We start from the raw sequence: 17387 nt of genomic DNA on the forward strand, positions 1-17387 counted from the left end.
TTATTCTAATCTAAAACTCCCCTTTGCGTGAATATCCTGCGAGCTGGAACCGATCAATATTTCAAAGTCGCCGGGCTCCACCGTCCAGTTCATATCTCCATCCAACAGTTGAAGGTCCTCCGGTTTCAGGTTGAAGTTGACCGTTTTGGTCTCGCCAGGATTTAATGTGATCCGCTCAAAACCCCTGAGCTGCAATTCATACACGATCACACTGCTCACCAAATCCTTAAAGTAGAGTTGCACAACTTCATCGCCCTTAAGTTTACCGGTATTGGTCACATCCACGGATACAGCTATCTCCTGCTGTGTCTTGCCTGTTTCAGGTGTGATCTTTAAGTTTTTGTAGTCAAACTGCGTGTAACTCAATCCGTAACCAAATGGGTAAAGCTCTCCTACTACAGATGTTTTACCTGTGCCGTTGGGACCCGATGAGGGCTGACCGACCTGGGAACTCGGTTTGTAGGGAAAGTTCAGCTCCAACTGGCCCACGGATCTCGGAAAGGTGATGGGCAATTTTCCTCCCGGATTGTAATCGCCGAATAAAGTCTGGGCAATCGCTTTGGGTCCTTCCACATTAGGAAACCACGCTTCCAATATAGCCGGAAGGTATTGGTTCTCCCAATTGATCGTCAAGGGTCTTCCGTTTATAAGTACAAGCACTATGGGTTTTCCTGTGTCCTTCAGAGCTTGCAGCAATTGAAACTGTCTTCCCGGTAGACCAAGACCCGTTCTTGATCGGCTTTCCCCACAGCGTTTTTCATCCTCGCCCATTACGGCAATGATGACATCAGACTTTTGGGCCTTAGCAACGGCCTCATCGATCATCTGCTGCTCCTGTTTTGAAAGCGGAATAGGGATTATCTCACTCTCCGGCCAGGCTTCATCCACAACTTCACAGCCCAAAGAGAAATCAACATCGGCTTTACTTCCTACATAATTTTGAATGCCTTCCAGTACGCTTTTCACTTCCAAATTTTGAGGCCCGTATCGACTTACATAGACCGACTTGTCAACTGCAAGAGGCCCGGTTACCAGAATATTATCGAGCTTGTTGAGATTAAAGGGCAACGTGTTCCTTTCATTCTTAAGAAGTACCAACGACTCTTTGGCCATTTGCAGGACAAAGTCTTCAGTATCATGGGCCACTATCTTATCTGCGGCTTTGGGGTCTTTCACATAGGGCTCATCAAAAAGTCCCAGTTCAAATTTCACCCGAAGAACGTCTCTCACGTTCCGATCGAGCGTTGCCATAGAAAGTTCCCCATCATTGACCAATTCCCTCAATGGCAAAATATAATCCTTGGGTTGGGTAAAATGGGTGCGCACATTCAGACCGGCTTCGGCAACCTGTCTTACACCTTCTTTATAATCTTTGGCAACATGGTGTTTTCTATGAAGAAACTCCACGGCCTCACTATCTGAAACTACATACCCGTTAAAACCGTACTCCTGACGCAGCAGTTCGGTCAGGAAATAATAGCTTCCACTCACGGGTACGCCATCGTAATCGTTATAACTGCTCATCACGCCTTTGGGATTGGCTTCGCCAATCACTCTTTTGTAGGGATACAAATGCATCTGGTGCAATTCCCTGGGAGCCACGTGAGGGTCGGTTCGTGCCCTACCGTCTCGTCCGCCCTTGGGAACGCTATATACCGCATAATGCTTTAATGTGGAAGCCAAACCTTGCGATTGGATCCCCTTTACCATCTGGATACCTAGTTCGGAAACCAGATATGGATCTTCTCCGTAACACTCGACTACCCTGCCCCATCGTGGATCTCTGGCCAAATCAAGAATGGGTGCGTAAATGTTGGTATAACCCAGCGACTTTCCTTCCCTTCCTTCTATTTCTCCTGCCTGTCTTACCAGCTTTTTGTTCCAGGTACTGCCTATGGCTATAGGTGCAGGAAGGGGGGTCGCCTTTTCGTGATTAAGACCGTGAATTCCTTCGTTGGTAAAATCTACAGGAATACCCAGTCTTGTTTCTTCTACAAACCACTTTTGAATGGTGTTGATGGCCTCTGCATGCTTGCTGTACGGATAGGAATACGCCGTAGGTTTAAGACCATTGAGCTGCTCGTCTATATTGGTAATACCGTCTTTCCAAACCTCGTTTTTCCAACCGGGAGTGGGCAATTCATCTTTCAGAACCCTTTTGTAGCCGTATAGCGTGGCACATTGAGCTGTTTTCTCATCCACGTTCATCTGACTCAATAGATTCTCGACCCTGGAATCAATTTCAGCATCCGGGTCTTCGAAAATGTCCTTCTGACCGTTCTTGTTAAAATCGATCCAACCCTTTTGGTAAATCGATTTTTTTTGGGCATTGATACTGAATGAAATCCCGATAAATACCAGAATTAATATTTTTGTTAGTTTCTGATGTTTCATATAACCGTAATTAATTAGGTATATCTTGACTAGTTAAACTTTACGGATTTGGTCTCTTGCTGTGCTAGAGAGATACGTTTACTCCTATCTCCTGCTATCAAGGTCACTTCTCCACCAATCGGCGAGTAGATGTTCACCTTGGTAACCGCTCCATTTTTCCATTCCATATCCACCACGAAGTTCCCCCTTGCTTTCAACCCTTTCACTTTTCCAGTTTTCCACGCTTCCGGTAAGGCGGGCAACAAATAGATCTTTCCCGGTACATGGGATTGGATGAGCATTTCCGCTACTCCTGCCGTACCCCCGAAATTTCCATCGATCTGAAAAATCCCTGGAGGGTGCAGATCGAAAAAGTTGGGGCTTAACTGCTCCCCGATAAGCCCTTCTAAATGTTCGTGTGCCTGTTCCCCATTACCAAGGCGCGCGTAGAAGTTGACGATCCAGGCCCGGCTCCAACCTGTCTGTCCTCCTCCCTCCGCCAGTCTCCGTTCAATGGTTTTTTCGGCCGCTTCAAACAACACAGGGGTTTCAGGGGAAATTTCGCTCGAGGGATAAAGGCCGAACAAATGCGAAATATGCCTGTGTCCCTTATCCACTTCTTCATAGTCCTCATACCATTCCTGTATGGTCCCGTTCGAACCGACCTTGGTGACCGGCAACCGCTTCATTGCAGCACTAATCCGGTCGGATAACTCATTCGTCCCAAGCACTTTTTCAGCTTCAAGGCAAGCTTCAAAAACACTTCTGATTATTTGCATGTCCATTGTGGAAGCCACGGTATTCAATTGTGGTTTCCCAGTCGCTGGATTGATATAGGAGTTTTCCGGAGAATAGGATGGTGCCGTGACTAGCTCGCCTTTTTCATTTTCCTGCAAAAAGTCAAGTATGAACTTTGAAGCCCCGGCTATAAGGGGATAAACGGATTCCCTCAGGTATTTTTCATCCTTCGTGAATTCATAATGCCGCCAAAGCGTAAGTGACATCCAAGCACCTCCAAGCGGAAAACAATACCCGTTTGCGACCTGCGACTGCTGATAGGATCCTTTCGGAGTGACTCGACCGAATGGGTTGGTCGCGTGATGTGCCATCCAGCCATCGGAGCCAATATACTTTTGGGCAGGAACCTTACCTCTTTTTGCAAGGCCTTGCATAAACTTTGAAAGTGGAAGTGCCGCTTCCGTTAGGTTACAGACCTCCACGGGCCAGTAGTTCATTTGCAGATTGATGTTCAAATGGAAGTCAGACTCCCAAGGTGCCCACATTTTGTGGCTCCAAATACCTTGTAGGCTGGCTGGTAAAATGGACCGGCGCATTCCACTGGACATCATCAGGTATCTACCGTATTGGAAGAAAAGTTGCTCTAGGCCAACGTCCTCTGCACCTTCGGCCAATCGTTCCAACCTTTCACCGGTCGAAAGGCTGTCCGGTGAAACGGTTTGTATCTCAAGTTCTACCCGATTGAAAATTCCGGAGTGTTCTACAATGTGCTGTGCCCTGATCTGATCATAGGGAACCTTTAATGCGGCCTGAAGGGTAGCCATTGAGTTTTTCTTGGAATCTATGCTCCTATCAAAATGCATCTTTTCAATGGAGTAGTCAGTGGCAGCACTAGCAATAAGGGTGAACGACGTACTGTTTTCGATATTCAGCCTATTTCCAGAAGTTAAGGTTTCTCCATTGTTCTGAAGTATCCCTGTGTGACTCGAGAACTTCATATGATATCCTCCCTCACCAGATCCCCCTCTGTTGTCATCAAACCCCTCAGGGTCATCAAAGATTTGTCCGGTTACTTCTATGATTTGATTACCTACAATCTCAACGGTTACATCTTTTTCTCTCTGAAAATCAATCTGCGAGGAAAGCCGTTCACCATCCAGACTTTCAAACCGGTAAACCAATACATCATAATCTGCAGATATGAATGACTCACGGCGAAAGCGCTTCCCATCAATGATATACTCCACTGTAAAAATCCCAGTCTCCAGATCAAGCCTACGGGTATAGGCCTCAGGTGGACTATCATGACCAAATGTGAGAAATAATTTTCCGAGTGGTTCATAAGATCGATAGGCGGTTGGAGAAACGGCAAGATTTTTCATGGCATAATCAAATGCCTCATCATAGTTGCCTTCAAGGTTTAACTGCTGAAATCTCTTATAATGCCCGCCAACGTTTTCCGGGTAGGGGTCTTCCGGTATTCCGGCCCACAGGCTTTCTTCGTTCAGATATAATTTTTCCTCTTTTATCCCACCAAAGACCATAGCGCCCAAGTGCCCGTTACCGAGAGGCAACGCTTCCAACCATTCGGTAGCGGGTTCATTGTACCAAAGCGTATTGGAAATATTCGCAAGGTCATTGTGCTTTTCTGAACATGATGCCAGTACTAAGTAAAGTATGGCTATAAAAGGTTTTATATGTTTTAAATTCATTTTTGGCGTTACTTTTATTTTTTACTGTTTTTCGTGGTTGAATACTACATCTTCCAGCTTCACTACGATGGGATTGGGCCACTTCCTGTCGTTATAGATTCTATGGGAACGCATGACGGATATTTCAAGTCCTGCATTGGTGTTTTTAACCATCGGTGTCGGGTCCGCATCAGGGTTGTATTCGAGCACCTTGCTGTTCTGTCCCAGCACGGATATCTTAGCGTTCTTACCGGCCTTCAATGATTTGATGGTACGCACTTTACGCTCTCCCAAGGGCCAAGATTCCTCCACCAGAAAAGCATAGACAGTATGCTCCAATTTCTTTTTTAAAAACCAAATGTTGTCCTCCCTGACAATGTCCAGTGGTTCGGTATTGACAAATGCTTCCCGATTGATGAACGTCCAGAGTGAAACCTCATTCAATCCTGCCGCCTGCTCCTCAGGAAATAGTCCTTTCTCGTCCGGCCCGAAGTTGAGAAGAAAATTTCCTCCTTTGGCCCTAATGTCAATGAGCTTCTCGATACAGTCATTAGCTTTTTTGTAAGTTTCATTAGTTGGTCTGTATTGCCATTGATCCCCGAAGGTGTAGTTCGCCTCCCATGGAGCTGGCAATGGCTGATCCGGGGTAAACTGCTCGGGTGTCTCCATGGCGCCTCTTGTGACCACAACATCTGGATCAATTTTCCAACAAACCTTAGCCAATTCGGTCTTGGCATATTGCTCTCTGCCATCCAGAAAAATAATATCAATCTTCCCGTATTTGGTCATGAGCTCTTCCATCTGCTCTTTCACATACTTATACAGTGGTTTATTACCTGAAGCAAGGGCTTCTGGTCGATCTCTGGAAATCAGTGTGCCCTGTTCATACAAAAAATAAAAATCATCAGGAGAATAATAGAACCCAATGGCCAGCCCTTCGGCTCGAAAAGCGTCTACCACCTGTCTGGTGATATCCTTCGCATAAGGGGTGTTCATGATATCAAAATTCGTGGTTTCTGTATCAAACATGCAAAATCCATTGTGATGTTTGGTGGTAAAAACCACGTATTTCATGCCGGCCAACTTTGCAGCTCTCGCCCATTCACTTGCATCGAACTCATCTGGATTGAAGGTCTTAGGTAGCTCATTTACGTACCGGTCCAAATAGTCATCCGATGCACCAACCATGCTGTGGCTGATGACCATCCCCAATTGTACGTCCATGCTCCAGTGGATGAACATGCCAAAACCCAGCTCCGTGAACCAGGCTTCTCGCTCGGGTTTGTTAAGGTTAAGAATTGTATCTTGGGATATTGCCTGGCTCCCAATTAGTATCAATAGCAGTACTGCTATTTGTTGCATCTTTTTCATCGTATTTCTCTTATCATGTTTTTAAAATCCAGAAAAAGTGATTTGCCATTGTGGGTGATCTCAATTGTTTCCGGCCTGTGTCCGGACCGGACATAAGGGGAATCGTACCTGTTATAATTGGAATCGATGACCTGGTCATCAACTGTGAAGTCGCCATCAAACTTCAGGTGGTAGTTCCTGTCGAGAGATTGGTATGTGAGTGAAAGGGACATACTGTCCCATTCTATTCTGTTGTTCTTTATCCGCTGGATAAAAAGATCAAAAGAACCGTCTTCATATTTAGAGCCCGCCTCGGTGATCCAAAATACTTTTTTCCCGGGCTGGATTATATCCTTTTTGTCCCGGACAATGAAATCATTGGTACCAATGAACGCACTGTAGGTTTCATCCTTTTTACCAAAAGCATAGTTATTCGCGACATGCGTGGTATCGAATAACGTCTCGGGGAAATAGGCATGGGTAAAATCAATCAAATCCAACTCCATTATTGCCTTCTTTTCAGGTGTATTGTATATAGAAAGGTTTACATTTTGATCCTGCACGGAATAGGGCAGATGGCCATAACCTACCCAATATCCGGGTGAAGCATCCTTACTTCCTCCACTTCTGGCAGGATACATATGGAAAATGCTAAAGTGGTTCCCGATGTTCATTCCCGCCACATGCTGTTGAGAACCATAAGTGCCGGGATGATACTTCATAACTGTGTATAATGAGTAATCCTTGGTCCTGTAGGTGTAGGTATTTCCTTGCTGTATCGCTGCCCCATTGGACTGCATTTTCAATGCCTTGGAGAGTAAGGGCTCCAGATGCAAGGCCTTGATCAGTGTAAAATCCAGGTATTTGGTATCTGCCAAAAACTTGTTGGAGAACATGTTACATTTTCGGATTTGGGCCATCGTGTTCCTGATGATCTCAGGGTTAGTGAAGCATTCCATGCCCCACTGCATCATCATGCTTCTGTCATCCAGGCCATAGTATCCCTCTTTCTTTAAATCGGGGAGGTCCAGCCCGTTGCACTGTTTGATTACCACATTGGAACTGTCCATGGCTATTTCCGTGAATACCGGTGGTAGCCGGTAGCGGTTCGACCGCATAATCGCAAAGATCATGTCCGCGTCTATCTCCTTGCCATCCCCCCAATAATAGTTGGTAAGTTCCCTAAAGCTATTCACCCAAGGTGCTCCTGTACGTCCCCGCTCGTAGGCCCTCCCGGTCACCGACACGAACATGGTACTGCTGCTGGTCTGGGAGGCAACGTCGTACATCAACAGGTCCAGGATAATCCGGCACTTGTCGACCACCTCATCATCCTCCGAAAGGTCGATGATGTTGATGAGCGCACCCATATCCTCGGGATAGTAGGCCGCCGAATAAAATTCTGTGAACCCATAGTTCCACCTCATCTCCAACCAATCCAGAATCCGCTTCCTGGCCTTTTCCTTGTGCTGGCTGCCGGTCAGTCCGCTTCTAGGAAACAGCGCTTCCGGGTATTTTTGCCCTATCAGGTACTCCGCGGAGGCAAATAATATCTGGTGGTTCTCGCTCCAGTAGCACATGCCGTTTTCCCCGGGCTCGTCCCACCAATACCGAAAATCGAACAGCGAATCTTCAATCTTTTTTAGATAGGGATCAGGGATTCTGTCACCATATTCATAAAGTATTCTTATCAGGTTTACCAAATGAAAGTCCGATAGGTCGTATTCCAGATGACTATATTCCAATGTGCCTTCCAACCTGCCCCAATCAATGTCCTGCTTTCCATTGACAAGGTCATAATAGACTTCATCCTCCTCGCACTTTAAGCTCCCTTCAGTGACTCGCTCCACATCCTTTCTTTTCTTTGTAATTTCATAACTGGATATCCTGACAAAGTCGATTGCAGAAATTAAAACAATTAAGAACAGAGGAAATATTAGAATACGCAGGAAATAAAGCCATTTTTTAGTCCTGATTTTCATTTAAGTCCGGTAAGGTCAGATTTAAAAGTGATTTTGCCCTCCCCTTCTTTGATCAAGGCCTTAAAGTCATCAGATATTTCAATATTATTGACTGTCCTTATTTCTATCTCCTTTCCGGGTATCGTATTTTCGACCAGCACCATCTCACCTTCTTTATTGAGAATGTTGCCATAAAAATTAATTTGTGTTTTTCCGTAATCCGGCACATAGCCTTTCTTGCCATGGAACAGGATGCCCGTGTTTCTAAGACTGCTATTCATTACCGTAAATACGTCAACGGGGGTGTTGACCTTTATGAAAGGTTTGTCACCGTCATGTAGTACCCTTACATTGTCGAACAATAATTGTTTCTGTTCCGGTATTTCCGCACCGGGATAATAGGACCTGCTCCAACTGCTGTTATCGAAGTGGATGGAAAAGGTCTGTCGTGGTTTTTCGAGAAATATATCCCTGAACACCACGTTACGCACACCTGCGGTGTACTGCACATCGTCCTGCATCATCACCCACTTGATACCATCCAGCACCACGGTTCCTTCCTTGTGGGTCGGCCTGGTCTTGGTCACGTAGACCTTTTTGTCAGGCTTGCCGTCCGGTCCTATTCCGTCCACCCGGTAAATTCTGCCACCACTGACGACTGCATCCGCATTTTGTAGTTCCAATCCCTTCTCCCAATCAATCCAACCGCCCGCCAGGATTCTGCAGAAATAACCCACCAAGGGCTGGCCTTGCAAGCTCAGATCGTGGCAATTTTCGATCACCCCGTTCTCAATCCATCCAACTTCGGGATTGGACGTGGCATAGTCGTGGGCATTGAGCGCAAGCGCATCGTCCAGGGTCTTGAACGTGGCATTTGAAATTTTGAATCGGTTACCGCGGCCAAGATGGATACCGTCCTTCTCGCCAACGAGGATGGTATCATCGATCAGTAGATCTTCGAAGGTGCACACATGTATGCTGAACTGATTCCCCTCTATATCATAACACCGGAATCCTTCTATGCGCAGATCTTTCACATAGAAAAATGCCAATTGTCCCCTCAATCCGAATATCTTATCATAGCGCTTTACCACACCGTTCACCTCAATGTGCAAACCTTTTACGGCAATATGCTCATCCCAGGTTCTGGTCAGAGCACCCTTGTTCAAGAGTACATGGGAAAAAAGCCCTTCTTCATCAACTTTCTGGAGTATGACACCTTTGCCAAATTCGATAGAGGTATTGCTTCCAATGTAAGACGTACCGGCCACTTTGTAGGTACCCGGTCTGCTCACAATGATATTGCCCCCTTGATCCAGGGCCGCTTGAAGCGACCTTACGTTCTCCGTTCCCGTGGCATCCGGGGAAAAACCGAATTCTGCCGCATCGCTGAAGCCTCCTCCTTTTGCTTGCAAAGGCACCACCATTAGGAATACTAATCCTAGTACTATGAATTTATGTGTTGTTCTGATTCGCATTTTTCTTTTAAGTTTCATATTTGTAATACTGGTTTTCACTTCACTACATAACAAAAAGATATATCCTCGATATTCTAAAATTCTTGGAAGCTTACGGTAGAAAAAAAGGTACGCTAACGGAAAATCCAAGTATCGGCTATATAGCATAGCGCTTGAATAAAAACTATTGACTAATTGACATTTGTCAATATTGGCAAACAATTATCCTTTTACTTTTAGTTGATGATTAATTTAAAAATAGTGCCACCCCAACACTTTTGTGATGGCACTATTCGAAACTAACTCAACCAAACTAACAAACTCAATATCCCGGATTCTGTTCGAGAACAACATCCTTATTTGCTTGAATCTCGCTATTTGGAATAGGCATTAAATTGATACGATCATCAATTACATAACCATTTTCAAGGGTGGCAGAATGATATTTTCTGACATACTCGGCCAGTTTTCCCATTCTCAAAAGCGTGCTTATTCGATACTCCTCAAAATGGAGCTCACGAGCCCTTTCATCCAAGATAAGATCTAGATCTACTTGGCCCGGCGTCACAGGAGAAGCATTGGCCCTGTTCCTGATGACGTTAATATCAGCGGCCGCTAAATCACTGTTATTGTTGCGGTAATATGCTTCTGCCCTCAACAAATATGTTTCTGCAAGCCTAATGATATACCAGTCTTTATAGATTCTTCCATCTGTATTATTCTCTTCATCTTGCAATCTATACTCTTCATGTAAAAGTGCCACATTTTTCTTGAATGATGGATTGTCTATCCTACCCGATCTGAACCTCTCTATTAAGGTAGGGTCATAGGTATCTTCACTAAAGGGCATCCCAAAAAATTCACTTTCAGGATTATTCCAATAATACGTACGTTGCACATTATATTTAGAATTTCTTATATCATTGTCAAAATCCCCGTTAAAATTCCAAACCTGATTTCTAAGATAATCGGTAGAACCCCCAAAACCAGTAGGTCTGCCCATTAGGGTATCTTTATACATATTTCGGACACCGTTTAAATCGCGAGCTTGTCCACCATTCCAATAAACAGCTCCTCCTACCCATCTTTCCAAAACAAAGTTCCCTCTAGGATTATCTGTATTACCACCAAGTACATCATACTCAAACTGTACATTCCAGATTGCTTCGGTATTTCCAGAGGACCTATTGAAGTTACCCGTACGGAACATATCCCAATACACATCCCCCCATGGTTCTGCAGGACCGGTATAATCATACCCTCTCCACTCAAAATCCGAATAAAGTCCGAACCTTGACGTCATCAAAGCATAATCACCACCATCAATTACGGCAGATGCTGCAGTTATTGCGCCTTGATAGTCTTCAAGTTGAATATTCACTTCTGCTAGGACATGATAAGCCGCTGCCCTAGGTGCACGTCCCCCGGGAACCTCATCCACTGTGTACATATGCTGTACAGCATACTCTAAATCAGCTTTGCACTGGAGATAAACATTTTCGCGAGTCTCCCTAACATAATCAAAACGCGGTTCACTGGCTTCTTCCAAAACAATCGGAACACCACCGTACATGTTTGCCAAGTACCTATAATAGTTCGCTCTTAAAAATCTTGCTTCTGCCTCTACGGCATTGCGATCTTTTTCTGATTCCCAATCGATATCGTCTATTCTACCAATAATGGTGTTAGCTTTAAAAATCAATCTATAAAAATTACGGTACCATTGAGAGGCAAAGTCTGAATCTGCATTGAAGGTGTCCCACTGAAAAACTTCATCTGTATATACGTTAGCACTTGGCTCATTTGCGTACGTCAGATCAAGGTCGATGCCCAGCAGACTAAAATTTCCAATATTATCTCCCGGACTATAGAAAACATCCCTATTATCAAGATATATATCTGTCAAAGCGGAAATAAAACCTTCTTCCGAAACAAAAGCATTACTTGGTGTCAGAAAATCCTTCGGTTCTTCGATTAAGTAGTTATCTTCACTGCACGCTACAACAATAAATAACACCATCAATAACGCACATATATTTTTTAATTCTTTCATTTTATTTATTTTAAAAGTTTAGCGATAAGGATAATTGAAAATTCCTAATGGATGGTCTAGCATCACTAGTCAATCCCTGTTGCGTTTCTGGATCCAATCCATCCCAGTGGGGCGCAAATACAAAAAGATTATCGGCACTTAGGGTTAAAACGAACCCTTCTATTCCTGTTATGGGATTTAAGATGCTGGACATATCATAACTTAAAGCAACCTTTTGAAGCTTAATAAAGCTTCGGTCGTAATATTTTTTACTCGTGTAAGCCGCATTGTCATTATAGTTGGGTCTAGGGTATTCGGCATTGGGATTGTTAGGTGTCCAATAATCGTAAATGGGATGATTGAGGTCTGTTCTGTTCACACCGAAATCCAAATGTGGATCATTACTGCCAGATAAATACCAATTATCCCCCCCCCAAACAGAATAGGCATACATCAGCAAAGAAAAATTCTTATAATTAAATGTGTTCGTAAAACTCCAGCGGTAATTAGGATTGGTATTACCTATTATATGACGGTCGTCATCTGAGGTTATTACTCCATCACCATTAATATCTTCGATCTTATAGTCTCCTGGTTCTAAGCCTGCCATTATATCGGTATCGTCCTCTTGCCACATACCAATGACCCGTGTATCAAATATTGTACCCAGACTTTCACCTATAAATAGGCTAGATTGGGGAATATCGTCCTCAACCCCGTCCCCATCATTATCTTCCCCTAGAATAGTCTCTATTTTATTTCGGTTTAAGGAAAAAGCTAGATTGGATGTCCAATTGAAATTGGGCTTTATAATGTTCTGGGTATTAAGAGATACTTCAAACCCATGATTTTTTATTTCACCTATATTGTCAAGAATACTTGATTCTTCAGGTCCAGTGGCGCTAGGTAAAGACAACTCAAAAATCAAATCTGTTGTGGATGTATTATAATAATCCAATCTTCCAGAAATACGATTTTTCAATAGACCAAAGTCCAATCCTAAATTTAAGCCCGTTGTTTTTTCCCATCCCAATGAATTATTACCGAGACGGTTTATCCCTTGGGTGACAACATAATCCTCACTGTCTGCAAAAATGACTTTTCCCGTTGAAACCCTGGACAGTGTGGCATAAGGATCTATTGATCTGTTTCCTACGCTTCCATAGGATGCCGATAGGGAAAGTGTACTAAACAGCTTCGAATCGACCATAAAATTTTCATTGGTGATATTCCAGTTTGCTCCAATTGATGAAAACACCCCCCATTTGTTATTTTCACTAAAAGCGGAATAGCCATCACGACGAACAGTACCGGTAATACTGTACTTATTGTCATAAGTATAATTTAAACGGGCCATCTGTCCGATAGCGGCACTCTCGCCACCTCCAGTGCTCACAGTTTGAACAGTTCCGTCGGACAACCCGTAAGAACCCAAAGCATAATTATCGAACCCGCTTGCGGTTAATTCCTCATTCTCAAAGTCTGTTTGCTCTAATGAGTGTAGCAAAGTAAGATCAATAGCATGTTTCTGGGCAAAAAGTCGCTTAAACGTTATTAAATTATCAAACAACCTATAATAATTATGAGAATAGGATCTGTCACCATAACCGTCATTATCTTCACCCCTTGAGCTAAATTCACCATAGAAAGTTCTATTCTTGTCCCACCTAAAATTGTTAGAATATGTAGAGGTATAAGACAACCCTTTTATCCATGGCACATCAAATCTTAATTTAATGGCTCCATTTAAACTATTGGAAAGCCTTGAATGTTCTGACGCTATTGCATAAAGTGGATTACTAGAAGATGTGGTTGTTTGTGGGAATCTTATAGGGTTTCCATTTTCGTCGTACAAACTTGCATATGGACTTAGGCGTGTTACGGCAGATATAGATGGTTCAGAGCCCGAAAAATCCCTCAAACTCGCAGAAGCTAAAACCGAAAGATTCAACCAGTAAGTAAGATTGGAACTATGGTTGATCCTAGTAGTATACTGTCTGAAGTCATCATTGAGGACTACCCCTTCTTGATTCGTAACTCCAAGTGAGATAAAATAGTTCGATTTTTCCGTGGAGTTGGATACGCTAAAGTCTACAGATCTTAAAAATCCATCCCTTATACCAATATCATTGGGGTCTGGAATAGTAAATTGATGATCAGGAGTTGCATCATAATTGATTTGTTCTTGTTCGGTTAAATAGCTTCGAATCAAATTAGGGTCAGCGTCTAAACCCTGTGCTTCTCGAATATCAAGGATATTCTGAAACCATCCATCGGTATACACGGGATTAGGTTCTAATTGGTTGGAAACACTATTTACCAATTTAAAATTAAAACGAGGTTTTCCATTGATACCTCCCCCTTTTTTAGTTTCAATCAAAATAACACCATTTGCCGATCTTGCGCCATATATAGCCGCGGCACTGGCATCCTTTAGAACTGTTAAATTTTCAATATCATCTGGCCTGATATCCCCCAATGATCCATTATATATTATACCATCTACAACAATTAATGGACTATTACCTGCTCCAATAGAGTTTTGGCCTCTTATCGTAATATCTGCTACAGCACCTGCACTATTAATACCTGCAACATTCAATCCAGGCAATGTACCCTTGACCGTCTCTATTATATTGTTCACCGGTACTCTGTTATAAGTATTCAAATCTGCCACGGCCACGGCACCGGTAACAGCTTGTTTAGCTCTTGTTCCATAACCTACAACGACAACTTCATCCAAACTGGCCGCATCTTCCTTAAGGACTATTGTTACCTCTGATCTTCCGTTCAACGGAAGTTCTTGGGTTTCATAACCTATGTAAGAAACTTCTAATACCGCATTTTCCTCTTTAACGATTAAGATAAAGTTGCCATCAAAATCGGTTTGGGTACCGTTATTGGTTCCTTTTTCAACGACGCTTGCCCCTGGTAAAGGCTGACCATTCTGATCTGTTATGGTACCGGATACTTGGTATTCTGTCTGCTCTTCTTCTATGATTTTAGGAGGATTTTCCTTTATTAGTATGGCATCGTTTGCTGTAACGGTAATATTAAGGTTGCCCTGGGTCAGACTTTCTTTTAGCAGCTTGTTCGTTCTAATTACTCCTTTTCGCAGATGTACTTTGGGATAGTCCTTAAATATGCCTTCTTCATAAAAGAACCTATATTCTGTCTGCTCCATAATAAGATCAAAGACTTGGTCCACACTTAGTATCTTGTCCTTTTCAATTACTATTTTGGAATTTTGGGAGACAACATCTACGGGTGTTAAAGCAAAAAGGGTAGCGCAAAATAAGTATATGAATGTACGCATAAAGAATATAAAGAGCATTTTGCCATAAGGGAAACCAGCCCTATTAAGATTATTTTTCATAAATTAGTCGCTTATTTATTAGTTAATTATTTTAATTAATTGATAATGATACTAGGGGATAGAGCTTTATACTTTAGTCGGTTAAACTTTATCTCCTTTTTTTGTTATTTTTTATTTCATTGGCTACATTGTTTTATAATTAATCTAAGTCTTTCCAATTTGGTCTCCTTGGACCAATGTTAATCCCTTTATAGCATCCAATGCTATCTAAGAATTATGGTCTTATTTTTTATTTCATAATTATTAATGGTACTTGACATCATAATATTGAGAATTTCCTCAATGGATTGATATTTGTCCAAGACGCCTTTGAATTTTATAGATTCAATCTCCTTATTTTCAAATACGACATCTACATCGTACCATCTGGATATTACTTTCATTATATTTTTTAATGGCATACCCTTAAAGCTGAAGATTCCATTCTTCCATGAAGTTTCCACATTTACATCAACAACCCTTACTTCAATACTATTATTCTCCAGATTTAAATGCGACTGTTGGTTTGGAGTTAAATATTGTTCTACATCCCCATAACCTACTACCACCTTACCTTCGACCAATGTGGTATAAATATTGTTATCGTCCCTGTACGCCTTTACATTAAATTCGGTTCCCAAAACTTCAACCTCCTGGGCATTGTTCAGAACTTTAAATTTTGAACCTCCGTGTTCCGTGCTTGGGGATACATCAAAATATGCCTCTCCATAAACCAGCTCCACTTCCCGGTCCTGACCATCCACAATATGCACTGGATACTTCAACTGGGTCTCGGAATTTAACCAAACCTCAGTCCCATCGGATAAAACAACATTAAATTGCCCTCCCCTTGGTATAGTCAAATAATTGTATACTATTTCCGTTGGATTTACCCCTACAGTTTTGTAAACTATCTTTTCCCCATCACTGTTTGCATTTTGGGTTTGAACCGCATTCCCCTTTTGCAATGCTACCACTGTACCGTCCTCTAAGGTCAAAGTAGCTTTATCCGTACCTGGCTCAACATTATTGACCACATTTTTAGGAATGTTCACCTGTGGACTATTGTACCTATTGTCACTTAAAAAATAAGATGTTGTGAGAATACCGATTATAACTGCCGCTGCAGCATATTTCAAAATGGTATATGTCTTTTTGGTCTTAATGCGCGGATGTTCGTCTTTTTCAGTTTCTAATACATTGTTATAAATACGATTGGCGACTTCTTCCGCCATATCCGGATAATCCTCCAGTAATTTAGAGACCTCTTCAATAGTAGGAACACTGGAAAAATCTTTGGCCTTTTTAAAAAAAGCAATAATTTGCCGCAGTTCTTCTTCTGAACACTCGCGCCTTATATATTTAATAAATAACTCTTTATTTTCGAATGATTTCATGATAATTACATCAATGGTAACAGATATAATACCCTTGAAACTTTATGGAATACTATTGAAGTTGTTTTTTTTTGTGGTTTTCTTTAAAGATATGACAAAAAACAAAGCGTCAAAATATCAAAAATCCATTGTTAATTTACTCAAAATGAAACTCTTATCCTAAACCCAACCTGCATAAAATAATAAAATTCCAAGCCCGATATCCTTATTTTTAAATATAAAATCGCGAAGAATCTCTAATGAGGTACTCATTTGATTCCGCACTGTGCTAATTGAAATACCCAATTCATAGGCTATTTCTTCATAGCTTTTATTTTCATTTCTGGACATTTCGAAAATTTTCCTCCTTCTGGGTGATAATTTGTCCAACGCTTCTTGTTTAAGGGATTCCAATTCCAATTCCCGCACATAAAGATCAGTGGAGTTGACAAATTTTTGTTTCCTGTAAAAAATCTCTTCCCTCAGCTTTCTATTATTAGCAGCTTTTTTCATAAATTTTATGGTTTTGTTTCTGGTAATGGTGAAAAGGTAGGACTTAAAAGACATTTCAGGATTTAAGGATCCTCGCTTGATCCAAATTTTCATAAAAACATCCTGAACTATTTCCTCGGCATGATCTTCTGAAGAAACCATACTTAAACTGAATCTATAGAGGTCGTTCCTATAGAAATCAAAGAGTTTTCTAAAGGCCTTTTCATTGCCATTGATAAGCTCTTTAACCAAAAAATTATCACCCTCTACCTTATTCGTCGTCACTGTGTTTCCAAGTAAACTTTAATATATTCCTTTAAAAATCTATTGAAGTATGAAGTAATATTCAACTTTAAATAGTTGAACCGCTCAATATTAATCAAAATTTATTAATTCCTTACAATATACTGCTGTTAGTATACTTATACACCTTAAAAATCTTTATCTATAATATAGTAGAAATAAAAGTGAAAGGAAAAAATATAATGAGAGGGATTTATATTCTGGAAGTTGATTTCCTATAAATATGCCGCAATAATTATTATGACATTAAATTGTTCAT

The 17387-nt window shown here is 41.9% G+C and carries 9 protein-coding genes; all 9 read right to left on the reverse strand.

The features are described from left to right. Entirely contained in the window at nt 1-2394 is a 2394-nt protein-coding gene (locus QSE00_RS05175) for a glycoside hydrolase family 3 N-terminal domain-containing protein (RefSeq protein WP_286105137.1), read from the reverse strand. Between the two features lie 29 nt (nt 2395-2423). Beyond that, on the reverse strand, nt 2424-4823 hold the full coding sequence (locus QSE00_RS05180) for a glycoside hydrolase family 95 protein (RefSeq protein WP_286105138.1): 2400 nt from the start codon (nt 4821-4823) through the stop codon (nt 2424-2426). Nucleotides 4824-4844: 21 nt separating this feature from the next. After that, complete coding sequence (locus QSE00_RS05185; protein ID WP_286105139.1) at nt 4845-6173, reverse strand: alpha-L-fucosidase; 1329 nt, start codon at nt 6171-6173, stop codon at nt 4845-4847. Further along, entirely contained in the window at nt 6170-8134 is a 1965-nt protein-coding gene (locus tag QSE00_RS05190; RefSeq protein WP_286105140.1) for a hypothetical protein, read from the reverse strand. The genes QSE00_RS05185 and QSE00_RS05190 overlap by 4 nt, the downstream gene beginning before the upstream one ends. Beyond that, a complete protein-coding gene (locus tag QSE00_RS05195; protein ID WP_286105141.1) occupies nt 8131-9609 on the reverse strand; it encodes a glycoside hydrolase family protein in 1479 nt (492 codons plus the stop codon). Before QSE00_RS05195 ends, QSE00_RS05190 begins: the two co-directional genes overlap by 4 nt. 283 nt (nt 9610-9892) lie before the next feature. Next, nucleotides 9893-11623 carry a RagB/SusD family nutrient uptake outer membrane protein gene (locus tag QSE00_RS05200; protein ID WP_286105142.1) on the reverse strand — a complete coding sequence of 577 codons (1731 nt, stop codon included), beginning with the start codon at nt 11621-11623 and terminating at the stop codon, nt 9893-9895. Nucleotides 11624-11633: 10 nt separating this feature from the next. Further along, a complete protein-coding gene (locus QSE00_RS05205; protein WP_286105143.1) occupies nt 11634-14978 on the reverse strand; it encodes a SusC/RagA family TonB-linked outer membrane protein in 3345 nt (1114 codons plus the stop codon). Between the two features lie 203 nt (nt 14979-15181). Beyond that, nucleotides 15182-16354, reverse strand: coding sequence for a FecR family protein (locus QSE00_RS05210; protein WP_286105144.1), 1173 nt, complete (start codon nt 16352-16354; stop codon nt 15182-15184). A gap of 159 nt (nt 16355-16513) precedes the next feature. After that, nucleotides 16514-17110: an RNA polymerase sigma factor gene (locus QSE00_RS05215; protein ID WP_286105145.1), complete on the reverse strand. Its 597-nt coding sequence runs from the start codon at nt 17108-17110 to the stop codon at nt 16514-16516. Nucleotides 17111-17387: the final 277 nt, after the last annotated feature.

Source organism: Arenibacter flavimaris, from assembly GCF_030291335.1.
Taxonomy (GTDB): domain Bacteria; phylum Bacteroidota; class Bacteroidia; order Flavobacteriales; family Flavobacteriaceae; genus Arenibacter.

Excerpts from the sequence above, each read along its gene's own strand:
- QSE00_RS05210 (WP_286105144.1), bottom strand. The coding sequence starts at position 16,354 with ATGAAATCATTCGAAAATAAAGAGTTATTTATTAAATATATAAGGCGC.
- QSE00_RS05190 (WP_286105140.1), bottom strand. The coding sequence starts at position 8,134 with ATGAAAATCAGGACTAAAAAATGGCTTTATTTCCTGCGTATTCTAATA.
- QSE00_RS05175 (WP_286105137.1), bottom strand. The coding sequence starts at position 2,394 with ATGAAACATCAGAAACTAACAAAAATATTAATTCTGGTATTTATCGGG.
- QSE00_RS05185 (WP_286105139.1), bottom strand. The coding sequence starts at position 6,173 with ATGAAAAAGATGCAACAAATAGCAGTACTGCTATTGATACTAATTGGG.
- QSE00_RS05200 (WP_286105142.1), bottom strand. The coding sequence starts at position 11,623 with ATGAAAGAATTAAAAAATATATGTGCGTTATTGATGGTGTTATTTATT.
- QSE00_RS05195 (WP_286105141.1), bottom strand. The coding sequence starts at position 9,609 with ATGAAACTTAAAAGAAAAATGCGAATCAGAACAACACATAAATTCATA.
- QSE00_RS05205 (WP_286105143.1), bottom strand. The coding sequence starts at position 14,978 with ATGAAAAATAATCTTAATAGGGCTGGTTTCCCTTATGGCAAAATGCTC.
- QSE00_RS05180 (WP_286105138.1), bottom strand. The coding sequence starts at position 4,823 with ATGAATTTAAAACATATAAAACCTTTTATAGCCATACTTTACTTAGTA.